We start from the raw sequence: 22097 nt of genomic DNA, 5'->3' as shown, positions 1-22097 counted from the left end.
TGCTATCTAAATGAAATATAAATTAATTTTTCCAATACTTTCCCTCCTCTGTATTGTTCAAGTGTTCTCGCAAAACGAAGCTTCCAATTGGTATTTTGGACAGAATGCAGGCTTGCACTTTAATGGAGCTACGGGAGCCGTTACCCCTTTAACAGATGGGCAATTGAACACTTTGGAAGGCTGCACTTCTATTTCAGATTCCGATGGCAACCTTTTGTTCTATTCAGATGGTAGAACTGTTTGGAACGCCATACACCAGCCTATGGACAATGCCAATGAATTGTTTGGAACAGGCCTTAAAGGGGATGCTTCCAGCACTTCTTCTGGATTAATTGTTCCTAAACCTCAAGATCCTAATTTCTATTATATTTTTACGGTAGATGAACCACATCATTTCAATTCCTCAGTTTTTCCAAACAATCAAGATGGAGATGGTGTTAATGATGGCTTTATGTACTCTCTAGTGGACATGTCCTTGAATGGAGGACTTGGAGATGTGAATCCTTCAGAAAAAAACATTCAATTGATTACTTATGACATTATTGATTCAGATGAAGTGGATTTTAAGTGCTCTGAAAAAATTACCGCTGTAAAAGCTGATGATTGTTTATCATTTTGGGTAATTACCCATTTTACAGATAGCTTTTATGCTTTTAAAGTTGATGACAATGGTGTTAACACCAAACCCGTAATATCTGTTGTTGGACCAAACGTCCCAATATATGGGTATCGTAGAAATGCTATTGGTTACTTAAAAGCTTCTCCTGACGGAAGCAAGCTGGCTGTCGCCCACTTCGGTTTTGCAACTGAACTTGCAGGGGAGGCCGGCGGCGGGGTATATTTATTTGACTTCAACAATGAAACAGGGGAAGTAACCAACTCCATGGAGCTATACTCACCCACTAACAACAACAGCCCTTATGGATTGGAATTCTCATCTCAAAACAAAAAGCTCTATGCTACTATTAGCAGAGGAGCAGATGGATCAGGTACCACCCAACTTATTCAATGGAATTTAGAAGCAGCCAACATCCCTAATTCACAAATAGTTATCCACTCCTCCAATAAACTAACGTCTGGAGCCCTACAATTGGGAATTGACAAGAAGATATATAGAGCCCAATTAAATTATGAAGACCAAAATTCATCTGCTCAATATCTAGGTATTATCCATAATCCAGATGCCAATGGTACAGCGGCCAATTATGATGAAAAGGGAATCTTATTGGATATTAATGGTGGATTTAAAAATTTGAGCCGAATTGGCCTGCCCCCTTTTATACAATCCTTGTTCAACACAGAAATTGATATTATACAAAATGGAAAAAGTACCACCCAACTTTCTCTTTGCGAAGGAGATTCTTACCCTCTTACTTCACAGGATATTTCTGGAGCTACATATAATTGGACAAAGGATGGGCAAGCATTAATAGAAAACACTTATCAATTATTGATAGACACCCCTGGATTTTATGAAGTGTATATTAAGCCAAACAATGGAGATTGTCCCATAATTGGAGAGGCTATTGTAAGCTATAATGCCATGCCTGAAGCTCTCCAACCTGAGGATATTGTTGCTTGTGACTTAAATATAATCTCAACATTTGATTTTTCAGAATTAAACAGTGATGTTTTAGGCTCTCAAGATCCTACAAAATTCAGCGCTCACTATTTTACTTCTCTTGAGGACGCTCAAAATAATTCAAATGAAATTGAATTTCCATTCAGCAACAAAACTAACCCTCAGGAGATTTTTATTAGAGTCCATAATAACAATAATCCTGATTGCTACGATACGACTTCTATTTTCGTTGAAGTAAATATCACGCCTACTATTGATATTTTAAATGACATCACTATTTGCGATGAGGACTTCCAATCTAATCCATCAGATGGTATTGTCTCTATGGATTTATCTAGTCTCTATAATGGAATATATGGAAATCAAGATCCTTCATTGTATAATATCACATTTCATGCATCTCAACATGATGCTGACACCGATGCCTTTCCATTATCAACAAATTACTCTAATACAACACCCTTCATTCAAGAAATTTTTGTAAGAATTGAAAACAAACTCACTCCCCAGTGCTACAATACTGACTCGTTTTTCCTAACAGTAAATCCAGCACCTAGCGCCTTTGACTCTTCTTTAACCCAATGTCAAGAAGTCACCGCTCCAGAAGGAATTACAGCCTTCAACTTAACCGAAGCTGAAGCATCTATTACCGGTGGTGCTCCAAATAAAAATGTGGCATACTTTCTTTCTGAAGCCGATGCTGATTCTGACAATCCCATCCTTAACCCAAAGGAATTTTACAATTCTTTTAATCTTCAAAACCTTTATGTAAAGGTCACGGATATCAATACAGGCTGCACTAATACCGCACACTTAACTTTGGAAGTCAGTACAACCATTGCTAATAATACAATTTTGAAAGCCTGTGATGACGATGGCATAGAAGATGGCTTTTACAGTTTTAAGTTAAATGATGCTTCCGAAGCTATTTTAAATGGACTCTCTCCTGATTTAGATTTAAACTTTTACGGAACCTACAAAGATGCCCTTTTAGAAACAGATGAACTACCAAACAATTTTACTAATACCTCACCTTATTCTCAAACTATCTTTGCGCGTGTAGAAAATAATAATGCCTGTTATGGAGTATCTGAGGTTTTATTGAAGGTTTTGAAACTTCCGAAAGTAGATACCGAGGCAGAAACCTATTATTGTGTTAATCTATACCCTGAAACAATTACCCTAAGCGGAGGAGCTAACGATGACTTGGCCAGTGACTACAATTACAATTGGTCAACAGGAGAAACCACAGCCTCCATCAAAGTAGACGCACCCGGCATTTACACTGTAAGAGTTACAAATTCCTTTGGCTGTTTTAAAGAACGTAGCATTACTGTATTCCCTTCTAATATAGCCTCTATTGAATCCATTGAAGTTATAGATGCGACAGAAAACAACCTGATTACAGTATTTGTTAGCGGTAATGGCAATTATGAATATGCTTTGTATGACATTAACGGACCATATCAGAATAGTCCAACTTTCACCAATGTGGAAGCAGGGATTCATACTGTTTATGTTAGGGATAAAAACGGTTGCGGAATAAAAGAAAAAATAGTTTCAGTTATTGGGTTTCCAAAATTTTTCACTCCAAACGGGGACGGGCACAATGATTTTTGGCAAGTTGAAGGTATTAGCCAACAATTTCAATCCAATAGCGTCATTTATATTTATAACCGTTATGGCAAACTACTGAAACAGCTTTCACCTCTTGGTTCCGGTTGGGATGGAACCCTAAACGGTAAACCTCTACCTACAAGCGATTATTGGTTTTCTGTATCATTAGAAGATGGAAGAACTTATACCAGTCATTTTACTTTAAAACGATAACTACACTTTATGAATAATACCCCGAAACACTTACTGTTAACCTTAATATTACTACTATTTTTCAGAAATACTTTTTCACAAGAACCGACAGACTGTTTTGACTCTGTAACAATATGTGGCAACTCCAATCTCAATCTGAATGTAAATGGTGTGGGCATCCAAGAACTATTAAGCTCAAATAGTTGTAGTGGACAAGAGAACAATAGTATTTGGCTAAAAGTTACAGTAACAACGAATGGGACATTGGGCTTTACCTTAACTCCAAATAGCACAAATATTTCTGAGGATTATGATTTTTTTGTTTTTGGCCCCAATGTATCATGTGACAACTTGGGACAAGCCATAAGGTGCTCTACCACAAATCCGTCAAATGCCAACCTGAGTAGCAATACTACAGGTATGAATGCAACTGAATCAGACACTTCAGAAGGACCAGGCCCTGACGGGAACAGCTTTGTTAAACAATTAAACGTCAATCCAGGAGACACCTACTATATCGTAATAGATAGGCCTATAGGAGTTAGCCCATTTAGTTTGGAATGGACTGGAACAGCTGAATTTTATGAACCTCCCACCAACCAAGTAGTGTCAAATATTAATTTAAATATGGAGACCTGTGACGACCTCCTTCCTTTTGATGACGGACTTGCCACTTTTGATCTTGAAGCCAATTCAACCGCTATTATTGGAAAACAAACTAATACAACCGTTAGTTATTACGAAAATGAAAGTGATGCCAATATTGGAGAAGCCTTTTCTTTAGGAGGCATTTATACCAACAAAAGGAATCCCCAAACCATATATTTCAGAATCACCAATACTATCACAAATTGTTACACTTTGGGGGAATTCAATTTAAAAGTAAATCCCAGCCCTGACTTCAACCCTCCTTCAGATTTGGAAAGTTGTGATAATATAGAAGATGGGGATGCTACCAATGGGCAAACAATTTTTGACCTGGGAATTATTACTAACGAAATCATTCAAGGGTTTGAAGAACAAAACTTAAAAGTTTCCTATCATGAAACACTCGATGATGCCGAAAGCGAAAATAAAAATCTACCTGCAGAATACTTTAATTCAGTTCCTGATTCTCAGGAAATTTTTATCAGGATTGAAGACCCTTTCAATCCTGACTGTAAGATAATAACTTCATGTTACCTTATTGTAAATCCAATTCCTGTAGCTAATGATACCCCTTTAATCCAATGTGATGAGAATTCTAAGACAGATGGATTAACCTTATTCAATTTAACCGAAGCTGAAGAAATTATTACCGGAGGTTCTCCAAATAGAACAATTCAATACTTCCTATCCGAGTCTGACATTTCTTCAGACAACACTATCCTCAATCCAGAGGAATTCAATAATTCCCTTAATCCCCAAAACATCTTTGTTAAGATTACCGATACCAATACTGGATGTACCAATACCGCAATCTTAACGATAGAAGTCAGTACAACTTCTACCAACAGTACAATTCTGAAAGTCTGTGATAATGATGGTACAGAAGATGGCTTTTATAATTTTATTCTCAGTGATGCTTCCGAAGCAATTTTAAATGGACTTCCTTCTAATTTGGATTTAAAATTTTACGAAACTTATCAAGATGCCCTCTTAAAAACAGATCCGCTACCAGACAACTTTACCAATTCAATACCTTATTCTCAAACTATCTTTGCGCGGGTGGAAATTAATAATGGATGCTATGGTATTTCAGAGGTCTTACTTGAAGTCTTAGAACTCCCTAATCTTGAAACAGAATATGAAACCTTTTATTGCCTCAATTTACATCCAGAAACTTTAACCCTTACTAGCGGTGTTATTGATGGCTTACCTCTAGACTACAATTACACTTGGTCTACGGGTGAAACCACAGAATCCATTATTGTAGATTCCCCTGGCACATACACTGTAAGAGTTTCCAATACATTGGGATGCTTTAAGAATCGTATTATTACAGTCTTACCCTCTAATACAGCCACAATAGAATCCATTGAAGTAATTGATGCTTCTGAGAACAACCTTATTACTGTGTTTGTGACTGGTGATGGGGACTATGAATTTGCTTTAGAGGATATTGATGGACCTTACCAAGATAGTCCTACTTTTACCAACATAGAAGCAGGGCTTCATACCGCCTATGTCAGGGATAAAAACGGTTGTGGGATAACAGAAAAAACAGTTTCCGTTATTGGTTTTCCAAAATTCTTTACCCCAAATGGAGATGGGTATAATGATTTCTGGCAAGTGAAAGGTATTAGCCCACAATTTCAAGCTAATAGCACTATCTACATTTTCGATAGGTATGGTCAACTAGTTAAAGAACTTACCTCTCTAAGTTCTGGTTGGGACGGCACATTTAATGGCAAACCATTGCCTTCTAACGATTATTGGTTTTCAGTAACATTGGAAGATGGCCGAACTTTCACTAGTCATTTTACTTTAAAACTATAGTATTTTAGTTAAATTTCACTAAATTAACAACTTAAAGCCGACCTATGAGAAGTAAACAATTACTAAATTGCCTCATACTTTTCTGCTATAACACCTACTGCTTTGGACAAGATATTTCATTATACAAGCAATTTAATGGACGGTACGACTATACAGCCATTGGAAACACCCTTAATCTTGTAGAAAATGGTACTGATGACCCTTGTGAAATTTTAACCTCTTCTTCCGCATCTTTAAATTTAAATTCGAACCAAAATATTATTGCTGCCTATTTATATTGGGCTGGAAGTGGACCTGGAGATTTCGAGATTAAAGTTAATGATATAGATATTATAGCTGAACGGAAATTTTCAAACATTTTTTCTAATAATGACTCTGAATTAGCCTTTTTTGCAGCTTTTACAGATGTTACTTCAATATTTCTGGAAAATGGTTCTGGAGAATATAATATATCCGACCTTGATGTTTCCGAAGAAATCCCATCATATTGTCCTACGGGCACAAACTTTGCGGGTTGGGCCATTGTGATCATATTTAAGGATAATAATCTCCCTCTAAATCAACTAAACGTTTATGACGGCTTGCAAAGTGTTCCTGATATGCTAAGCATTAAGTTAGATAACTTAAATGTTCTGGACAATGAAGGTTCAAAAATAGGATTCATTGCATGGGAAGGTGACGCTTCTTTAGCTGTCAGTGAACAGTTAACAATCAATGGAAAAGTTATAGGAAATCCTCCTTTAAACCCTCCCAACAATGCCTTCAATGGTACAAATAGTTTCACAGGTTCATCCAACTTATACAACATGGATATTGATGTTTACAATCTTCAAAATAACATCTCTATAGGAGATTCTTCCGCAATCATAGAGCTCACTTCAGGCCAAGACCTTGTAATAATCAATAATATCATCACAGTTTTAAACAATCAGCTTCCAGATGCTAAAATTACTTTAGATAGCTACACTTTAGAATGTGATGATAGGGGTATTGAAATAACCTATACGGTTTTCAATACCAACTCAACAGACATCCTTCCTGCCAATACGCCAATAGCCTTATATGCCAATTCGGTTTTAGTAGGTCAAAGCTATACACTTAACAACATTCCTATTGATGGTTCAGAATCAAACACTATCACAATACTTATACCCGAAAGCGTTGAAGATGATTTTATCCTAACGTTATCTGTTGATGACACCGGTGTAAACTCGGGAATTGTTACAGAACTGAATGAAGAAAACAATACGGAAAACACCTATATTGAACTGTTAATCGTTCCTCCTCCTGAAGTCTTACAGACAAACGTGGCCTGTGACGAAGGATTTGACACAGCCTATTTCAACTTAGAAGAAATACTCGAAAGTTTACCTCTGAATTCCGAAACCTATTCATTTTATACTTCCTTGGAAGATTTAAAGAATAACGAAAATGAAATTTTCAATACTAATAACTATTCCAATATCACTAGCCCCCAAACAATTTTTGTTAAAGTTGAAAACGATTATTGTTACACCGTTTATAGTTTTGATATTATAGTTGAAAATTGTCCCCCTTTTATTCCTGAAGGTTTCTCCCCTAATTCAGATGGCTTAAATGATTGGTTTAACATCCAAGGTCTTTATGATATCTTTGAAAAGCATAAACTAAAAATATTTAACAGAAACGGTGTCTTAATTTTTGAAGGCAACAATACAACTCCTTGGGAAGGTAGATCCAACAAAGGCTTAAATAATGTTGGCAATCTTATGCCTGTAGGAACCTACTATTACATTTTAGATTTAAACGACCCTAACTATAAAGACATCGTTGGATGGGTTTATATTAATTATTAAAACTTTCAATCTCCTTTAGTCGTGTTTTTTTGCTTTTCATCTAATTTTCAGTACTTTTGCCGACTAAATAATTAGCTTGAAATTAAAACATGCCCCAAATAGCATGCAAAAGTATGGAAAGCTTTAACCTCTTGTCATGAAAGCATTCAAAATATCCTTACTAATCTTTGCCTGTTTTTTATGTAATCCCATATTTTCCCAGCAAATTTCGGTGGACAATTCATACTCTGCTCAAAAGCTTATTGAAGATATACTAGTACAAGGGTGTGTTGAAATTTCCAATGTAACTTCTCAAATAAATGGGAGTGTTAATGGTTTTCAAAGTTTTGGGTATTTTGAAAAATCCACTTCAAATTTTCCATTCCAAAAAGGAATTATTTTATCTACGGGTAATGCTACTTCTGCAGGAAACACTCCTAATACAAATATTTTAAATGAAGGGGAGCCTAATTGGGGAGCAGATACAGATTTGGAAAATGCATTGAATATTAGTGGTACTGTTAATGCTACTTCCATAGAATTTGATTTTGTATCTATTTCCAATCAAATACAATTCAATTATATTTTGGCATCCGAAGAATATATTGACCATTACCCTTGTCAAAATTCCGACGGATTTGCATTTTTAATCAAAGAAACCGGCAACACAGGTCCTTATACAAATATAGCGGTAATCCCAGGAACTTCCACTCCTGTAAATACCAATACCATTCACGATGAAATTTCAGGCTATGCTATGGGAAATAATTGTCCCTCCGAAAATGAGGAATACTTTGCAGGATACAGTATTGGGGACACTAATTTTAATGGTCGTACTGCTGTTATGACCGCAACAGCCCCCATTACTCCCAATGTCCAATATCATGTTAAATTGGTTATTGCAGATCAAACCGACGAAAATTACGATTCCGCAGTTTTTATAGAAGGAAATAGTTTCAACACCAATGTTGATTTGGGAGACGATCTTACCACTTGTGCCGCTTCGGAAATCCTAAATGGAGATATTCATAATCCTATAGCTGCGTACTCTTGGTATTTGGATGACTCCCTTATTTCTGGAGAAACACAACCTACACTTAACGTAACCCAATCAGGGACCTATAAAGTAGTTATTGAAATCCCTATTTCCAATAGCACTTGTCTAATTGAGGATACTGTAATCGTAAATCTGAGCTCTACCCAAACAGCTAGCCCTATAGATGATTTTGAAATTTGCGATGATCCTGGCAACAATGGCACCGAAACCTTTGATTTAAATTCAATGAATAATGTCGTTTTAGAATCTGTGCCGCAATCAAACTATGCTATATCCTATCATTATTCACAGACAGATGCCGAAAACAATTCAGATCCAATAACAGCTCCAATACAAAACACAACAAGCCCAGAAGCTATTTACGTAAGAATTGAAGATATTGATAATGGATGCTTGGCCTATAGTAGTTTTAATCTAGTAGTCAATCCACTTCCTGTAATTGTAGACCCCACAGATCTTTTGGTATGCGATGATAGTAATCCTGATAGTTTGACAAACATTGACCTAACAGAAAAGAACGAAGAAATAACCTCTGGACAAAGTAATTTGCAGGTAACTTACCATTACTCTCAAGCTGATGCCAATTCAGGAGATAATCCTTTACCTTCACCTTACACTAACACAAATCCCACAGAGCAGCTCTTTGTTAGGGTAATTGATTCTCAAACAGGCTGCGCCTCTACGACAACTCTTGACATTATAATAAAAAGCAATCCTGTTATTAATTCGGAAGATTTATATATCGATGCCTGTGATACAGAACACGACGGTTACGCCACATTTGACCTAAATACCATTATTGATCAAGTCCTGAATGGTCTTACAGGAGTATCCTCCACATTTCACGAAACTTATGAAGATGCACTTTTAGGAGATAACCCTATTCCAAACCCTTCTAGTTACGACAACGAAGATTTTGAAGTACAAACTGTTTACATTCGGGTAGTAGATGATATCACCGGCTGCGCCTCAGTAACCTCTTTTGAAATCCACCCAAACCTATTACTAACAGGAACTAACATCCAAGATATTTCAGTATGTGATATCAGCAATGATGGCTACGAGAATTTTGATTTGGGCAGTATAGCTGTAACCATTGCCAATAATATTCCGGATGTGACTATTGCTTTTTACCTATCCGAAAGTGATAGAGAAAATAAAATTGGTGAATTAAATCAAACTGAGCCTTTCACCCCAACAGAATATCCTCAAAAATTGTATTTGACTATTAGTAGCCCTACCTGTGAAGAATATGCAGAAATAGAACTATTTATAACTGGCATCAATGAATTTGAATCTATTGGAAACAAAGAATATTGCGACGACGATCAAGATGGTTTCACTTTAATAGACCTTACTTCTTTTGACAGCCTTGTAACTGGAGGACAATCGGAGTATACAGTAAGTTATTTTGCCACCAAAGCTGACGCTGAAGCCAACTTGCATGCACTTCCAAATAAGTATACCAATACCTCGAACCCTCAAACTTTCTACACAAGGATTCGTTTTGATGAAACAGGTTGCTCCTCTACTAACTCATTTCAAATAACTGTATTACTAGCTCCTACCACCAATACCCCTTCACCAATTAAAATTTGTGACGATGATGAGGATGGAATACACATAGTTGATCTTACTTCAAAAATTTCTGAGATAATTTCCGACACTACAAACAAAACTATTACATTCCATAATAGCTTTGAGGATGCTGATACAGGAACTGAACCTATTCTGGAACCAAACAATTATACTACAAATACTAAAACTTTATATGTAAGGGTTGAAAATGGAGACAGTTCATGTTTCTCTATCGAACCTTTAGATATCTACATTAATACTTTACCCCAAATATCAACAACAATTAGTGACTATAAAATTTGTGAACAAGATAGTGATGACATCGGAGATTTTAGCTTTATAACAAAAGACGATGAAATTTTAAATGGACAGACAGGTAAACAAATTCTGTATTTTACATCTCTATCTGATGCTGAAAACAGAAATGCCGCTATTGACAAAAATGCTCCTTACCAAAATACAAGCAATCCACAGATTATCTATATAAGAATGGAAAACATTACCGATCAAGATTGCTTCATCACTTCTTCTTTTTCCATAGAAATGGGCACTAACCCTCAGTTCAACAAGCCAATTGATTGGTTTGTGTGTGACGATATTGCCAATGATGGATTTGAAGAGTTCGACCTTAATGAAAAAATCATTGAAATTACCCAAGGTATAGATGAAACTATTGACTTTACTTTCCATCTTACTTTAGCTGATGCCGAAAGCGGAAATAAACCTCTTCCCCGAAATTATACCAATACCACCAATCCACAAACAATTTATGCAAATCTTAACAACGGAACTTTCTGTAATTCAATAACAAGCTTCGAACTAAATGTCATACAAGCACCAGAGGCAAACCCCGCCTTACCCCTAGTGCAATGCGATACAGACAATGATGGCATTGTTACTTTTGACTTAACACAAACAGAGGTAGATATTTTAGATGTAAGACAGGAAAACATTATCATTTCCTATTATGAAACTTTAGAAGACTTGGACAATGAGGCTTACGAAATCCTTGACCCTACTTTTTATAACAATGTAACCACCCCGCAAACCGTCTATTTTAGAATTACCAATACAGTCTCTGGTTGTTATTTGGCCATCCCAATTGATCTTATAGTCAATCTACCTCCTCCTATAAATCAAATAGGAAATGTTGAAATCTGTGAAAACGAAAACAACTTCTATGATCTTAATGAAACAAACAGTTTACTGCTGAACGACACCAATGGAGTTACTTTCAACTATTTTGAAACCGCGGAAGATGCCCAGAATAATATAAATCCTATTTCTACAGAGTACACTTATCAATCATATAACGATACAATTCATGTTAGAGCTGAATATAATGAGACAGGTTGTGTCAGCACCTACTCCTTTATATTGAATGTAAATGAATTGCCCAATGTAAACACCCCTCCAGATTTGGAAGATTGCGATGATGATTATGATGGTTTTTTAACTTTTGATCTTTCCGGACAGGATACTACTATTTTAGGAGCTCAAGACCCTACAAAATTCTCAGTCACTTACTATTCAGATGAAGTATACGCCAGTGCTAGAAAAAATGCACTTAGCCAACCTTCCAATTTACAAGATCAACAGATAGTCTATGCCAGAGTAGAAAACAACGAAACAGGTTGTTTTAGCATTACTCAATTCAAGGTTTTTGTTAATCCAAAACCTATTGTTGAGATCCCAAACCAAGCTATCTGTTTAGATAATTTACCATTAGTTATTGACGCCAATACCTCTGTGGAGGGAGATACTTACCTCTGGTCTACAGGAGACACAACCGCGGAAATTGAAATTGACGAAATAGGTATTTACTCTGTTACTGTAACCACATTGGATGGATGTAGTACTACAAGTGAGTTTACAATCACCGAATCTGAGAAAGCTAATATAGAATTTACTGAAGTTTTGGACTTCTCAGATCCTAATAATGTGACTGTAACCGTAAGCGGAATTGGAGACTATCATTATCAATGGGATGATGAGGAACCTCAGGAATCCAATGTCTTTGAAAATGTCACCTATGGATACCATACTATCACCGTAATTGATTTGAATGGATGTTCTGAAGTTAGCAAAGAAATTGTGGTCGTGGATGCTCCAAAGTTCATGACACCAAATCACGATGGATATGCAGATACATGGCATATTGCAGGAGTGGAAACATTACCTGGCACTATCGTTTATATATATGACCGATTTGGAAAACTGCTCAAACAACTATCGTCAGACTCAGAAGGTTGGGACGGTACTTACAATGGCCATTTAATGCCCGCGTCAGATTATTGGTTTGTGGCCAATGTAAAACGCGGAGATATTGAATTTGAAGTCCGTGGGCATTTTGCGCTTCGTCGATAGATATTTCTTAAATACCACCTGTTAAATTTATGCCAATCATCGCTTTATAGCCCTCATTTCTTTTTGTTCACGCAATGCAAACGTGTAAATTTGCGCTATGCGTTTCAAAATAAAATCAGAATTTGGTCCTACCGGGGATCAACCTCAAGCCATTAAACAACTGGTTGCGGGTATTGAAGGAAGTGACAGATACCAAACTCTTTTGGGAGTAACGGGCTCTGGTAAAACTTTTACTGTTGCCAACGTTATTGAAAAAGTTCAACGACCTACCCTGGTGTTGGCCCATAACAAAACTTTGGCCGCTCAATTGTATTCGGAATTCAAGCAGTTTTTTCCTGACAATGCCGTAGAATATTTTGTTTCGTATTACGATTATTACCAACCTGAAGCTTATATCCCTGTAACGGGAGTTTATATAGAAAAGGATCTTTCCATTAACGAGGAAATCGAAAAAATGCGTTTGAGCGCGACCTCTTCCCTGCTTTCAGGAAGGCGAGACGTATTAGTGGTTGCCTCGGTTTCGTGTTTGTATGGTATTGGGAACCCTGTGGAGTTTCAAAAGAATGTCATTTCATTGGAAAGGGACCAAATAATTTCTCGAACCAAATTACTTCACATGTTGGTGCAAAGCTTGTACTCACGTACCGAAGCTGAATTCAACCATGGAAATTTCAGAATAAAAGGAGATACTGTTGATATCTTCCCTAGTTACGACGATCATGCTTTTAGAATCCATTTTTTTGGGGATGAAATTGAGGATATCGAAGCTTTTAATGTTCAGACCAACGAAGTGCTTGAAAGATACGACAGACTCAATATTTACCCTGCCAATATGTTCGTGACATCACCAGATGTTTTGCAAGGGGCTATTAAAAATATCCAAGACGATTTGGTAAAACAGTATGATTATTTTACAGAAATTGGCAAACATTTAGAAGCAAAACGCCTTAAGGAACGTACGGAATTTGACCTTGAAATGATTAGGGAATTGGGCTATTGTTCTGGAATTGAAAACTATTCAAGGTATTTGGATGGTCGAGAGCCCGGAACACGTCCGTTCTGCCTTTTAGACTATTTCCCAGACGACTATTTGATGGTTGTGGATGAAAGCCACGTGACCATTTCCCAAGTACATGCCATGTATGGAGGTGACCGAAGCCGGAAAGAGAATTTGGTAGAATATGGATTTAGATTGCCCGCTGCCATGGACAACCGCCCTTTAAAGTTTGAAGAATTTGAAGCGCTTCAAAACCAAGTCATCTATGTAAGTGCTACGCCTGCAGACTATGAATTGGAAAAATCAGGAGGTGCTTATGTAGAACAGGTGATTCGTCCAACAGGATTGTTGGATCCTATTATCGAGGTTCGTCCAAGTTTAAATCAAATTGATGATTTGATAGAAGAAATACAACAACGGGTTGAAAAGGACGAACGTACTTTGGTAACGACCCTTACCAAACGTATGGCGGAAGAGTTGACCAAATATTTAGACCGTATCCAAATCCGTTGCCGTTATATCCATAGTGATGTAGACACCTTGGAACGAGTTGAAATCATGCAGGATTTAAGAAAGGGGTTATTTGATGTATTAGTGGGTGTCAATCTTCTTCGTGAGGGTCTTGACCTTCCAGAAGTTTCCTTGGTAGCCATTTTGGATGCGGACAAGGAAGGTTTCCTAAGATCCAACCGCTCTCTAACCCAAACCGTTGGTAGAGCGGCAAGGAATGTAAATGGTAAAGCTATTATGTACGCCGATAAAATCACTGGAAGCATGCAAAAAACCATTGACGAAACCAACTATCGTCGCGAAAAGCAAATTGCCTACAACACCAAACATAAGCTTACCCCAAAACCACTTAATAAAAGTTTAGACAATGTACTCACCAAAAATTCTGTGAGCACATACAGCTACGAGCTCAAAGCTGCCAAGGCTGCCGAACCTGAAAGCGAATACTTATCCAAAGCAGAATTGGAGAAGAAAATTCGAGATAAAAGAAAGCTTATGGAAGACGCTGCAAAAGCTTTAGACTTTATGCTAGCTGCGCAGTTTAGGGATGAAATTAAGGCCTATCAAACCAAATTGGACGCCTTAAAAGTATAATACCATTAATTATACTGAATCTTAAATATATCTATTAAGAAATCTGGAGGAACAATTTTATTGGGAAAACTTTCCATCAAGTCCAACACTTTATTAATGGACTCATGACTTAAACCCATTCGTAATCCAAAATTGTGGAGTTTTCTCAATTCTTTTCTGGATATTTCATTGTCCAAATTCATCAAAAGTACCAATCGGTGGAATTGAACAATACGTTCGCTATGCGACTTTAAATGTACATAGGTAACGGGGTGCTTAAAAAGATAATCGAAATCTTCCCTAGAAATATCCAATTGCTTGGCTACCCCCAAAAGGAATTTATATTCAATAATCTTCATATTGTCATCTGCTTGAGCAAAAGCAATCATCTCCGAAAGTAAGCTCAATTTTTCAACACGGTTTATCATACCTAAGGGATCTAATATTTTACTTCATTTAAAATTAGAAAGATATTATTTTGGATCATCGTTGATTTATAGTCTGTTATCGAAAAAAAAAATACCGTTCGTCCTCCTTTTTTTACGTTGGTATGCTATTAATCATTTAATATGTTGGAAATCAGCAATTTACATAATTTATCCGGAAACGACGAATAATAAATTGTAAAAATCAAAGTTCGATAAACGGCACTGTAGTTATTTGCCTAAATTTGTAAAGTTCTTTTTCCAGAAGTTTCTAATGAAGGTCATTTTAGCCATCCATATTTATATTTTAATCGCCGTTTGCTCGTTAACTGTCAATGCACAGAGCACTGCTTCTAAAAATGTCTCGCATTTCACAATACAAGCTCCGCAATTGAATATGACAAAAAAAATATGGATTTACCTTCCTAGCTCCTATAACAGCTCAAAAGAAACCTATCCAGTAATTTATATGGCTGATGGCCAAAATCTGTTTGATAATGAAACGTCTTATGTTGGCGAATGGGGTGTTGATGAATTTATGGATAGCCTTATAACCAAACAATCCATTGTTGTAGGAATTGAACATGGCAATGCCAAACGCCTCGACGAACTCACTCCTTATGCAAATTCAGAATACGGGGGAGGAAACGGAGACAACTACCTCGATTTTGTTATCAACACACTTAAGCCCTATATAGACCAACATTACAAAACAAAGTCCAATGCTCAATTTACTACCTTCTGGGGATCTTCCCTTGGAGGGCTTATGGCCTTTTACGCAGTAGTAAAGTATCCTGAGGTCTTTGGAAATGCAGGCGTTTTTTCCCCTTCATTTTGGTATAGTGAAGAGATTTACGATTTTGCAAGAGCAGCACAAATTCCAAACAGCTCAAGGTTTTACTTTTTAATAGGAACCGAAGAAAGTGACACTGGGGTAACAGATCAAAACAAAATGATAACTCTCCTTAAATCACAGGGTGTTACAGAAGAAAACATAGTAAATAAAATAATTGATGGCGGCCAGCATAATGAAGCTTTTTGGAAATCACAATTTGCTGAAGCCTACAATTGGCTAATTAAAAATTAAAGAATTATGACTAATAACGATATATTCAAAAAATTGAGAGTAGCCCTAAAATTAAGGGATGAAGAAATTGTAAAAATTCTGGAGTTGGTAGACTTTAGAATTTCAAAAAGCGAATTGGGCGCTTTTTTCAGAAAAGAAGACCATCCTAAATACATGGAATGCGGCGATCAAATTCTTCGCAACTTTTTAAATGGATTGATTATTCATATGCGTGGACCGATGCCTGACAAAACTAATAAGCAACAAAATAACCCTACAAAAAACTCCTAAACAAAAGTTGCTTAGGAGTTTTTCAAACGGTAAAATTATTTACTCTTCTACATCCAGTTTTATTGGAACCAAAAAGGTTTGTTTTTTGTTGTAGATATTAAAAGGTAACTTTTTATAATTTAAACGTTCCTTTACAAATTCTTCTACAGCCTCATTTGGGCTGTCTACAGAAAGTACGACAATTTCGTTATCATGGTTAAACGTAATTGTAGCGTAAGCCATTACATCTTCTTCCAACACAAAATTTGGTTCTACCAAAAAATGGTTAATTTCATTTGAAATTGCAGTTGCTTCAGCACTTTTTGTTGTGGCAGTTGTTTTTGGCGATGTACTTGCCATAAGTACACTACTGGAGATAATTGCTACCGCCAATAAAAGCCCTTTAATTGTTTTCATAAATGTTCGATTTTAAATGATTGATACTTAATAGACTATAAGTAAGCAAAAATGTTACACTTAAATCGAGTTATTAACGCCACCTTAACGACTTTTAACATTATTAACAAAAAAAGACTGAAACCTATAAGGCTTCAGTCTTCTTCATATATAATATTATAAGCGGTTTTGCCTTACGACAAAACTTGTTGTACTTTATCGGCAGCTTCTTGGAATTCAGTTGCACTCAATACATCCAATCCTGAATTGTCAATCAATTCCTTGGCAATGTCTGCATTGGTTCCTTGAAGACGTACAATAATTGGCACATTGATAGTTCCCATGTTCTTGTAAGCATCAATAACTCCTTGAGCAACTCTATCACAACGTACAATACCTCCAAAGATATTGATTAAGATAGCCTTTACGTTAGGATCTTTCAAGATGATTTTGAAAGCAGCTTCAACACGAGCAGCATCGGCAGTACCACCTACGTCCAAGAAGTTTGCAGGCTCACCTCCAGCTTGCTTGATCAAATCCATAGTTGCCATGGCCAATCCAGCTCCGTTTACCATACATCCCACGTTTCCGTCCAAATCAACGTAGTTCAAACCAACTTCTTTAGCTTCAACTTCAATTGGATTTTCCTCACGCAAGTCTCTTAAGTTTACATAATCCTTGTGCCTGTAAAGTGCATTGTCATCGATAGTCACCTTAGCATCTACAGCCATGATTTTGTCATCACTTGTTTTCAACACAGGGTTGATCTCAAATAAAGAAGCATCAGATTTCACATAAGCAGTATATAAACTTGCTACGAACTTAGTCATTTCTTTAAAAGCGTTTCCAGACAATCCTAAGTTGAAAGCAATACGTCTTGCTTGGAATGGCATAAGTCCAACAGCTGGATCTACTTCTTCAGTAAAAATTAAGTGTGGAGTTTCTTCAGCAACAGTTTCAATATCCATACCTCCTTCGGTAGAATACATGATCATGTTACGACCAGTACCACGGTTTAACAACACAGAAATGTAGAATTCTTCTGGCTCGCTAGCTCCTGGATAGTAAACATCCTCAGCAACCAATACTTGGTGTACTTTTTTCCCTTCGGCCGAAGTTTGTGGGGTGATCAAATTCATTCCAATGATTTGACCTGCCAACTGCTCAACTTCCTGAAGGTTTTTGGCCAACTTTACACCTCCTCCTTTTCCACGTCCACCCGCATGGATCTGTGCTTTAATCACATGCCATCCGGTTCCAGTCTCAGCGGTTAGTTGTTTTGCTGCAGCAACAGCCTCTTGAGCGTTTTGGGCTACGATACCTCTTTGGACACGCACTCCAAAACTGCTTAATATTTCTTTTCCTTGATACTCGTGTAAATTCATCTGTTATAATCTATTTGTTATCTCCTAAAAGAGAATCACTTTTTAAATTTATGGTGAACAAAAGTAAACAACCTATAACTTTTTACCAATAATTTTTAAAGGAAGTATTCCTAGGTTAAAAAAGTTGCATAAAGAAGCGTTAATACGCCTTGGTTTATGGTCTTAATAAGAAATTCTTTTGTTAGTTTTGCGGCGTCTTAAAAAATTTTAAAATGAAAACAAACACCTTACTTGAAATCGCTCAGAATTTTGGGAGTCCAGTTTATGTTTATGATGCTGAAAAAATTGCTTCCCAGTATAAACGTTTAACATCTGCGTTTAGTAAGGTGAAACAGTTGAAAATCAACTATGCTGCTAAAGCACTTTCCAACATTTCCGTTTTAAAGTTGTTGAACAGCTTAGGCTCTGGCTTGGATACTGTTTCCATTCAAGAAGTGAAATTAGGATTAGCTGCTGGATTTACTCCAGAGCGTATCATTTTCACTCCAAATGGTGTATCCTTGGAAGAAATTGAGGAAGCTGCTAAATTGGGAGTACAAATCAATATTGACAACCTTTCAATTTTGGAGCAATTTGGGACCATTCACCCAAAGACGCCTGTTTGTATCAGAATCAACCCTCACGTGATGGCCGGTGGAAACACCAACATTTCTGTAGGGCATATTGATAGTAAATTCGGAATTTCAATTCATCAAATCCCGCACATCCTTCGCATTGTTGAGAACACCCAAATGACTATTAATGGTATCCACATGCACACAGGAAGTGATATTTTGGACATTGATGTATTCCTATATGCAAGTGAAATATTATTCGATACCGCTAAGCATTTTAAAAACTTGGATTTCATCGATTTTGGTTCAGGATTCAAGGTTCCTTATAAAGAGGGAGACATCGAAACCAATATAGAAGAGTTTGGAAAGAAATTGACCAAGCGCTTTACCGAATTCTGTAAAGACTATGGAAAAGAATTAACCTTAGCCTTCGAACCTGGGAAGTTTCTGGTGAGCGAATCTGGATTTTTCTTAACCAAAGTAAACGCTATCAAGCAAACCACCTCAACGGTATTTGCTCAAGTAGACACTGGATTCAACCACTTGATTCGTCCAATGCTTTACGGGGCACAACACGAAATTGTCAACCTTTCCAACCCTAGAGGAAAAGAACGTTTTTATTCGGTTGTGGGTTACATCTGCGAAACGGATACTTTCGCTAGCAACAGACGTATCAAGGAAATTACCGAAGGTGATATCTTGGCATTTAAAAATGCCGGGGCCTACTGTTATTCGATGGCCTCTAACTACAATTCACGTTTCCGTCCAGCCGAAGTCCTTTGGTACAAGGACGCCGCCCATTTAATTAGAAAAAGGGAAACCTTTGAGGACATTATCAAAAATCAAATAGAGATTGAATTATAAAAACAAAAAGCGCTAATTAACAAATTAGCGCTTTTTTTATATATTTATTGTACTCAAACTCATCTTATTGAGGTTAGTTTTTGCTTTTAAACCCTATTTATGACGCACAAGTTTACTATCAATAAGAACATCCACGAGGCTGAAACCCTACCCGCACATTTTTACAGAAGTCAAGACGTTTTCGACAGCATTAAAGAAGACATCTTTTTAAGGTCTTGGCAATGGGTAGGTGACACGCAACTATTACCCTTTGCCGAAACGGTTTATCCGTTTTACCTTTTAGACAACTATCTTTCTGAACCGTTGGTGTTGGTAAGACCCTCCGACCAAAGCATCAAGTGCTTTAGCAATGTTTGCCCCCATCGAGGAAACATTGTAGTCTTAAACCCAGGGAAACAAAAAAACTTGCAGTGCATTTACCATGGCCGAAGGTTCAATCTGGATGGAACTTTCAAATCCATGCCCGAATTCGATACTGCCGAAAATTTCCCTAGGCCTTGCGACAACCTTCATGAATTCCCAGTTGCCATTTTGGATCCCTTCATTTTTGTAAGTCTCGATCCTTTGTTTGACTTCAATTCTGTATTGAATACGATGAAAGAACGCATCGGTTTTTTACCATTTCACCAATTTAAATTAAGACAGGACCTCAGCAAGGATTACCATGTCAATTGTCATTGGGCTTTGTACTGCGACAACTATTTGGAAGGCTTTCACATTCCATTTGTTCATGATGATTTAAACAGTGTTTTGGACTATGGAGATTACACCACCGTTTTATATGACCACTGCAATCTACAAATTGGATACACCAATGCAAGTGAAGAAGTTTTTGACCTTCCAAAAGAACATATAGATTCCGGCAAACAGGTCGCTGCTTACTACTATTGGATATTTCCAAACATGATGTTCAATTTTTATCCTTGGGGATTATCAATCAATATCGTAAAACCATTAGGTTTAAACAAAACCAAAGTATCCTTTATCACCTATGTCTATGACGAAACTAAATTGGATAAGGGTGCAGGCGCACTTTTGGACAAAGTAGAACGTGAAGATGAATTTGTAGTAGAACTTGTCAACAAAGGTGTGCAATCAAGATTTTATAATACTGGAAGATTTTCTCCCACAAGGGAGCAAGGGGTCCACCACTTCCATTCCCTACTCGCTAAATATTTAAATTAATCCAACGCAATATGAAACAAATTCCGCCCTCCGTTATCCGACAGGTTTTTCTTCTTATCCTGATTACTTTTATAGCCTATCTCATTTGCTTGGAAATGATTCCTTATCTAACCGGTGTGTTGGGAGCCATAACCATTTACTTTTTGTTTCAAAAATGGATGACCTATTTGGTAAAAGTAAAACGATGGGGCGTAAACGCGGCTGCTATTTTCCTAATGTTCTTGTCATTTCTAATCATTCTGGTACCTGTAGCAGGTATTATTTGGATGCTGGGAAATAAGATAGGACATGCCGTGGACAACAGTACCGAAGTAATCAATGCCTTCAAGGAACAATTTGGCAAGGTAGAAAGCTATGTGGGCTTTGATATCAACTCCCAAATAGACACGACAAAAATAACTAGCTGGTTATCTGAAAATTTGCAGGCTTTTGCTGGAGGCACATTTAATGCGGTAATTGCGGTTGGAATCATGTACTTCATGCTGTATTACATGCTCACCAACCGAAGAGAATTGGGAACTTCCTTGAACAAATATGTCCCAATGAATAAAGAAGGTTTGGTTGAAGTTGGCAAGGAAATTAAGGCCATGGTACGATCTAATGCCTTGGGAATTCCTTTGGTAGCCATAGCCCAAGGTATTGTGGCCTTGATCGGCTTTCTCATCTTTGGAGTGGAATCGCCGTTTTTTTGGTTTGTGATTACCATTATAGGATCTATGATTCCTTTTGTAGGGACTTTGGTTGGAATCCTCCCTGTATTTTTAATTACCCTATCCGCCGGCCATACCGTCCAAGCTTGGGGTGTTCTTATTTATGGTTTTGTTGTTGTTGGATCAACAGATAATATCATCCGTTTGTTTATTCTAAAAAAGCTGGATAATGTCCACCCTTTAATAACTTTGGTCGGTGTGATTGTTGGTGTACCTTTATTTGGATTTATTGGATTAATATTTGGACCATTGCTCATCAGTTTGTTCTTAATTCTAATCAAAACCTACAAAGCGCAATACGGCGCCAAAGACCCCATGGAATGGCATCATTTGCCTCAAGAAAACGAATAAATTATTTTTATTAATTTAACACTTCATCTCTTTTATTCAAAACAAATAAGCCGATTCTGTGAGGATATTATAATTTTCCTTACCTTTAAAATACCCTAAAGTCTTTTTAAACAATTAATTAAGGCT

At 36.9% G+C, this 22097-nt stretch carries 13 protein-coding genes; 10 read left to right on the top strand and 3 right to left on the bottom strand.

Annotation, left to right across the window (positions count from 1 at the left end; translation table 11 throughout):
- Positions 1-10: 10 nt before the first annotated feature.
- The 5 genes from BKM32_RS13570 to uvrB all read left to right on the top strand — a co-directional run bounded on the left by BKM32_RS13570 (position 11) and on the right by uvrB (position 14786).
- Positions 11-3412, top strand: a complete 3402-nt coding sequence (locus BKM32_RS13570; protein WP_076664285.1) for a T9SS type B sorting domain-containing protein — start codon at positions 11-13, stop codon at positions 3410-3412.
- 9 nt (positions 3413-3421) lie between these two features.
- Positions 3422-5869 carry a T9SS type B sorting domain-containing protein gene (locus tag BKM32_RS13565; RefSeq protein WP_076664283.1) on the top strand — a complete coding sequence of 816 codons (2448 nt, stop codon included), beginning with the start codon at positions 3422-3424 and terminating at the stop codon, positions 5867-5869.
- A 44-nt stretch (positions 5870-5913) separates the two neighbouring features.
- Positions 5914-7704, top strand: a complete 1791-nt coding sequence (locus BKM32_RS13560; protein WP_076664281.1) for a gliding motility-associated C-terminal domain-containing protein — start codon at positions 5914-5916, stop codon at positions 7702-7704.
- A gap of 136 nt (positions 7705-7840) precedes the next feature.
- Positions 7841-12685 carry a T9SS type B sorting domain-containing protein gene (locus BKM32_RS13555; protein ID WP_076664280.1) on the top strand — a complete coding sequence of 1615 codons (4845 nt, stop codon included), beginning with the start codon at positions 7841-7843 and terminating at the stop codon, positions 12683-12685.
- 97 nt (positions 12686-12782) lie between these two features.
- Entirely contained in the window at positions 12783-14786 is a 2004-nt protein-coding gene (gene uvrB, locus BKM32_RS13550) for an excinuclease ABC subunit UvrB (RefSeq protein ID WP_076664279.1), read from the top strand.
- A gap of 5 nt (positions 14787-14791) precedes the next feature.
- Here the strand turns inward: uvrB and BKM32_RS13545 are convergent, their stop codons facing one another.
- Positions 14792-15193 carry a hypothetical protein gene (locus BKM32_RS13545; RefSeq protein WP_053975610.1) on the bottom strand — a complete coding sequence of 134 codons (402 nt, stop codon included), beginning with the start codon at positions 15191-15193 and terminating at the stop codon, positions 14792-14794.
- A gap of 394 nt (positions 15194-15587) precedes the next feature.
- Here BKM32_RS13545 and BKM32_RS13540 point away from each other — a divergent pair, with 394 nt between their 5' ends.
- Both BKM32_RS13540 and BKM32_RS13535 read left to right on the top strand, forming a co-directional pair.
- On the top strand, positions 15588-16277 hold the full coding sequence (locus BKM32_RS13540; RefSeq protein WP_253187463.1) for an alpha/beta hydrolase: 690 nt from the start codon (positions 15588-15590) through the stop codon (positions 16275-16277).
- 6 nt (positions 16278-16283) lie between these two features.
- Positions 16284-16547: a DUF1456 family protein gene (locus tag BKM32_RS13535; protein ID WP_076664277.1), complete on the top strand. Its 264-nt coding sequence runs from the start codon at positions 16284-16286 to the stop codon at positions 16545-16547.
- A 39-nt stretch (positions 16548-16586) separates the two neighbouring features.
- Here BKM32_RS13535 and BKM32_RS13530 read toward each other — a convergent pair whose 3' ends face one another.
- Both BKM32_RS13530 and sucC read right to left on the bottom strand, forming a co-directional pair.
- Positions 16587-16943, bottom strand: coding sequence for a hypothetical protein (locus tag BKM32_RS13530; RefSeq protein WP_053975612.1), 357 nt, complete (start codon positions 16941-16943; stop codon positions 16587-16589).
- Between the two features lie 173 nt (positions 16944-17116).
- Positions 17117-18307 (bottom strand): ADP-forming succinate--CoA ligase subunit beta, encoded by a 1191-nt coding sequence (gene sucC / locus BKM32_RS13525; protein ID WP_076664276.1) that lies wholly within the window; start codon positions 18305-18307, stop codon positions 17117-17119.
- Positions 18308-18519: 212 nt separating this feature from the next.
- Between sucC and lysA the strand changes: the two genes are divergently transcribed.
- From lysA to BKM32_RS13510, 3 genes are all read left to right on the top strand, one after another.
- Positions 18520-19725 carry a diaminopimelate decarboxylase gene (gene lysA / locus BKM32_RS13520; RefSeq protein ID WP_053975614.1) on the top strand — a complete coding sequence of 402 codons (1206 nt, stop codon included), beginning with the start codon at positions 18520-18522 and terminating at the stop codon, positions 19723-19725.
- Positions 19726-19824: 99 nt separating this feature from the next.
- Complete coding sequence (locus BKM32_RS13515) at positions 19825-20910, top strand: SRPBCC family protein (protein WP_076664275.1); 1086 nt, start codon at positions 19825-19827, stop codon at positions 20908-20910.
- 11 nt (positions 20911-20921) lie between these two features.
- Positions 20922-21971, top strand: coding sequence for an AI-2E family transporter (locus BKM32_RS13510; RefSeq protein WP_076664273.1), 1050 nt, complete (start codon positions 20922-20924; stop codon positions 21969-21971).
- The last annotated feature ends 126 nt before the right edge of the window (positions 21972-22097 follow it).

The sequence above is a fragment of the Mangrovimonas sp. DI 80 genome (assembly GCF_001975575.1).
Classification (GTDB): domain Bacteria; phylum Bacteroidota; class Bacteroidia; order Flavobacteriales; family Flavobacteriaceae; genus Mangrovimonas_A; species Mangrovimonas_A xylaniphaga.
Note: the sequence above shows the minus strand (reverse complement) of the source record. Positions and strands in the feature narration are given on the sequence as shown.

What these genes read in the sequence shown, in the direction of transcription:
- BKM32_RS13560 (WP_076664281.1), top strand. Translation starts at nt 5,914, where the DNA reads ATGAGAAGTAAACAATTACTAAATTGCCTCATACTTTTCTGCTATAAC.
- BKM32_RS13515 (WP_076664275.1), top strand. Translation starts at nt 19,825, where the DNA reads ATGACGCACAAGTTTACTATCAATAAGAACATCCACGAGGCTGAAACC.
- BKM32_RS13540 (WP_253187463.1), top strand. Translation starts at nt 15,588, where the DNA reads ATGACAAAAAAAATATGGATTTACCTTCCTAGCTCCTATAACAGCTCA.
- BKM32_RS13510 (WP_076664273.1), top strand. Translation starts at nt 20,922, where the DNA reads ATGAAACAAATTCCGCCCTCCGTTATCCGACAGGTTTTTCTTCTTATC.
- sucC (WP_076664276.1), bottom strand. Translation starts at nt 18,307, where the DNA reads ATGAATTTACACGAGTATCAAGGAAAAGAAATATTAAGCAGTTTTGGA.
- BKM32_RS13570 (WP_076664285.1), top strand. Translation starts at nt 11, where the DNA reads ATGAAATATAAATTAATTTTTCCAATACTTTCCCTCCTCTGTATTGTT.
- BKM32_RS13565 (WP_076664283.1), top strand. Translation starts at nt 3,422, where the DNA reads ATGAATAATACCCCGAAACACTTACTGTTAACCTTAATATTACTACTA.
- uvrB (WP_076664279.1), top strand. Translation starts at nt 12,783, where the DNA reads ATGCGTTTCAAAATAAAATCAGAATTTGGTCCTACCGGGGATCAACCT.
- BKM32_RS13535 (WP_076664277.1), top strand. Translation starts at nt 16,284, where the DNA reads ATGACTAATAACGATATATTCAAAAAATTGAGAGTAGCCCTAAAATTA.
- BKM32_RS13545 (WP_053975610.1), bottom strand. Translation starts at nt 15,193, where the DNA reads ATGATAAACCGTGTTGAAAAATTGAGCTTACTTTCGGAGATGATTGCT.
- BKM32_RS13555 (WP_076664280.1), top strand. Translation starts at nt 7,841, where the DNA reads ATGAAAGCATTCAAAATATCCTTACTAATCTTTGCCTGTTTTTTATGT.
- BKM32_RS13530 (WP_053975612.1), bottom strand. Translation starts at nt 16,943, where the DNA reads ATGAAAACAATTAAAGGGCTTTTATTGGCGGTAGCAATTATCTCCAGT.
- lysA (WP_053975614.1), top strand. Translation starts at nt 18,520, where the DNA reads ATGAAAACAAACACCTTACTTGAAATCGCTCAGAATTTTGGGAGTCCA.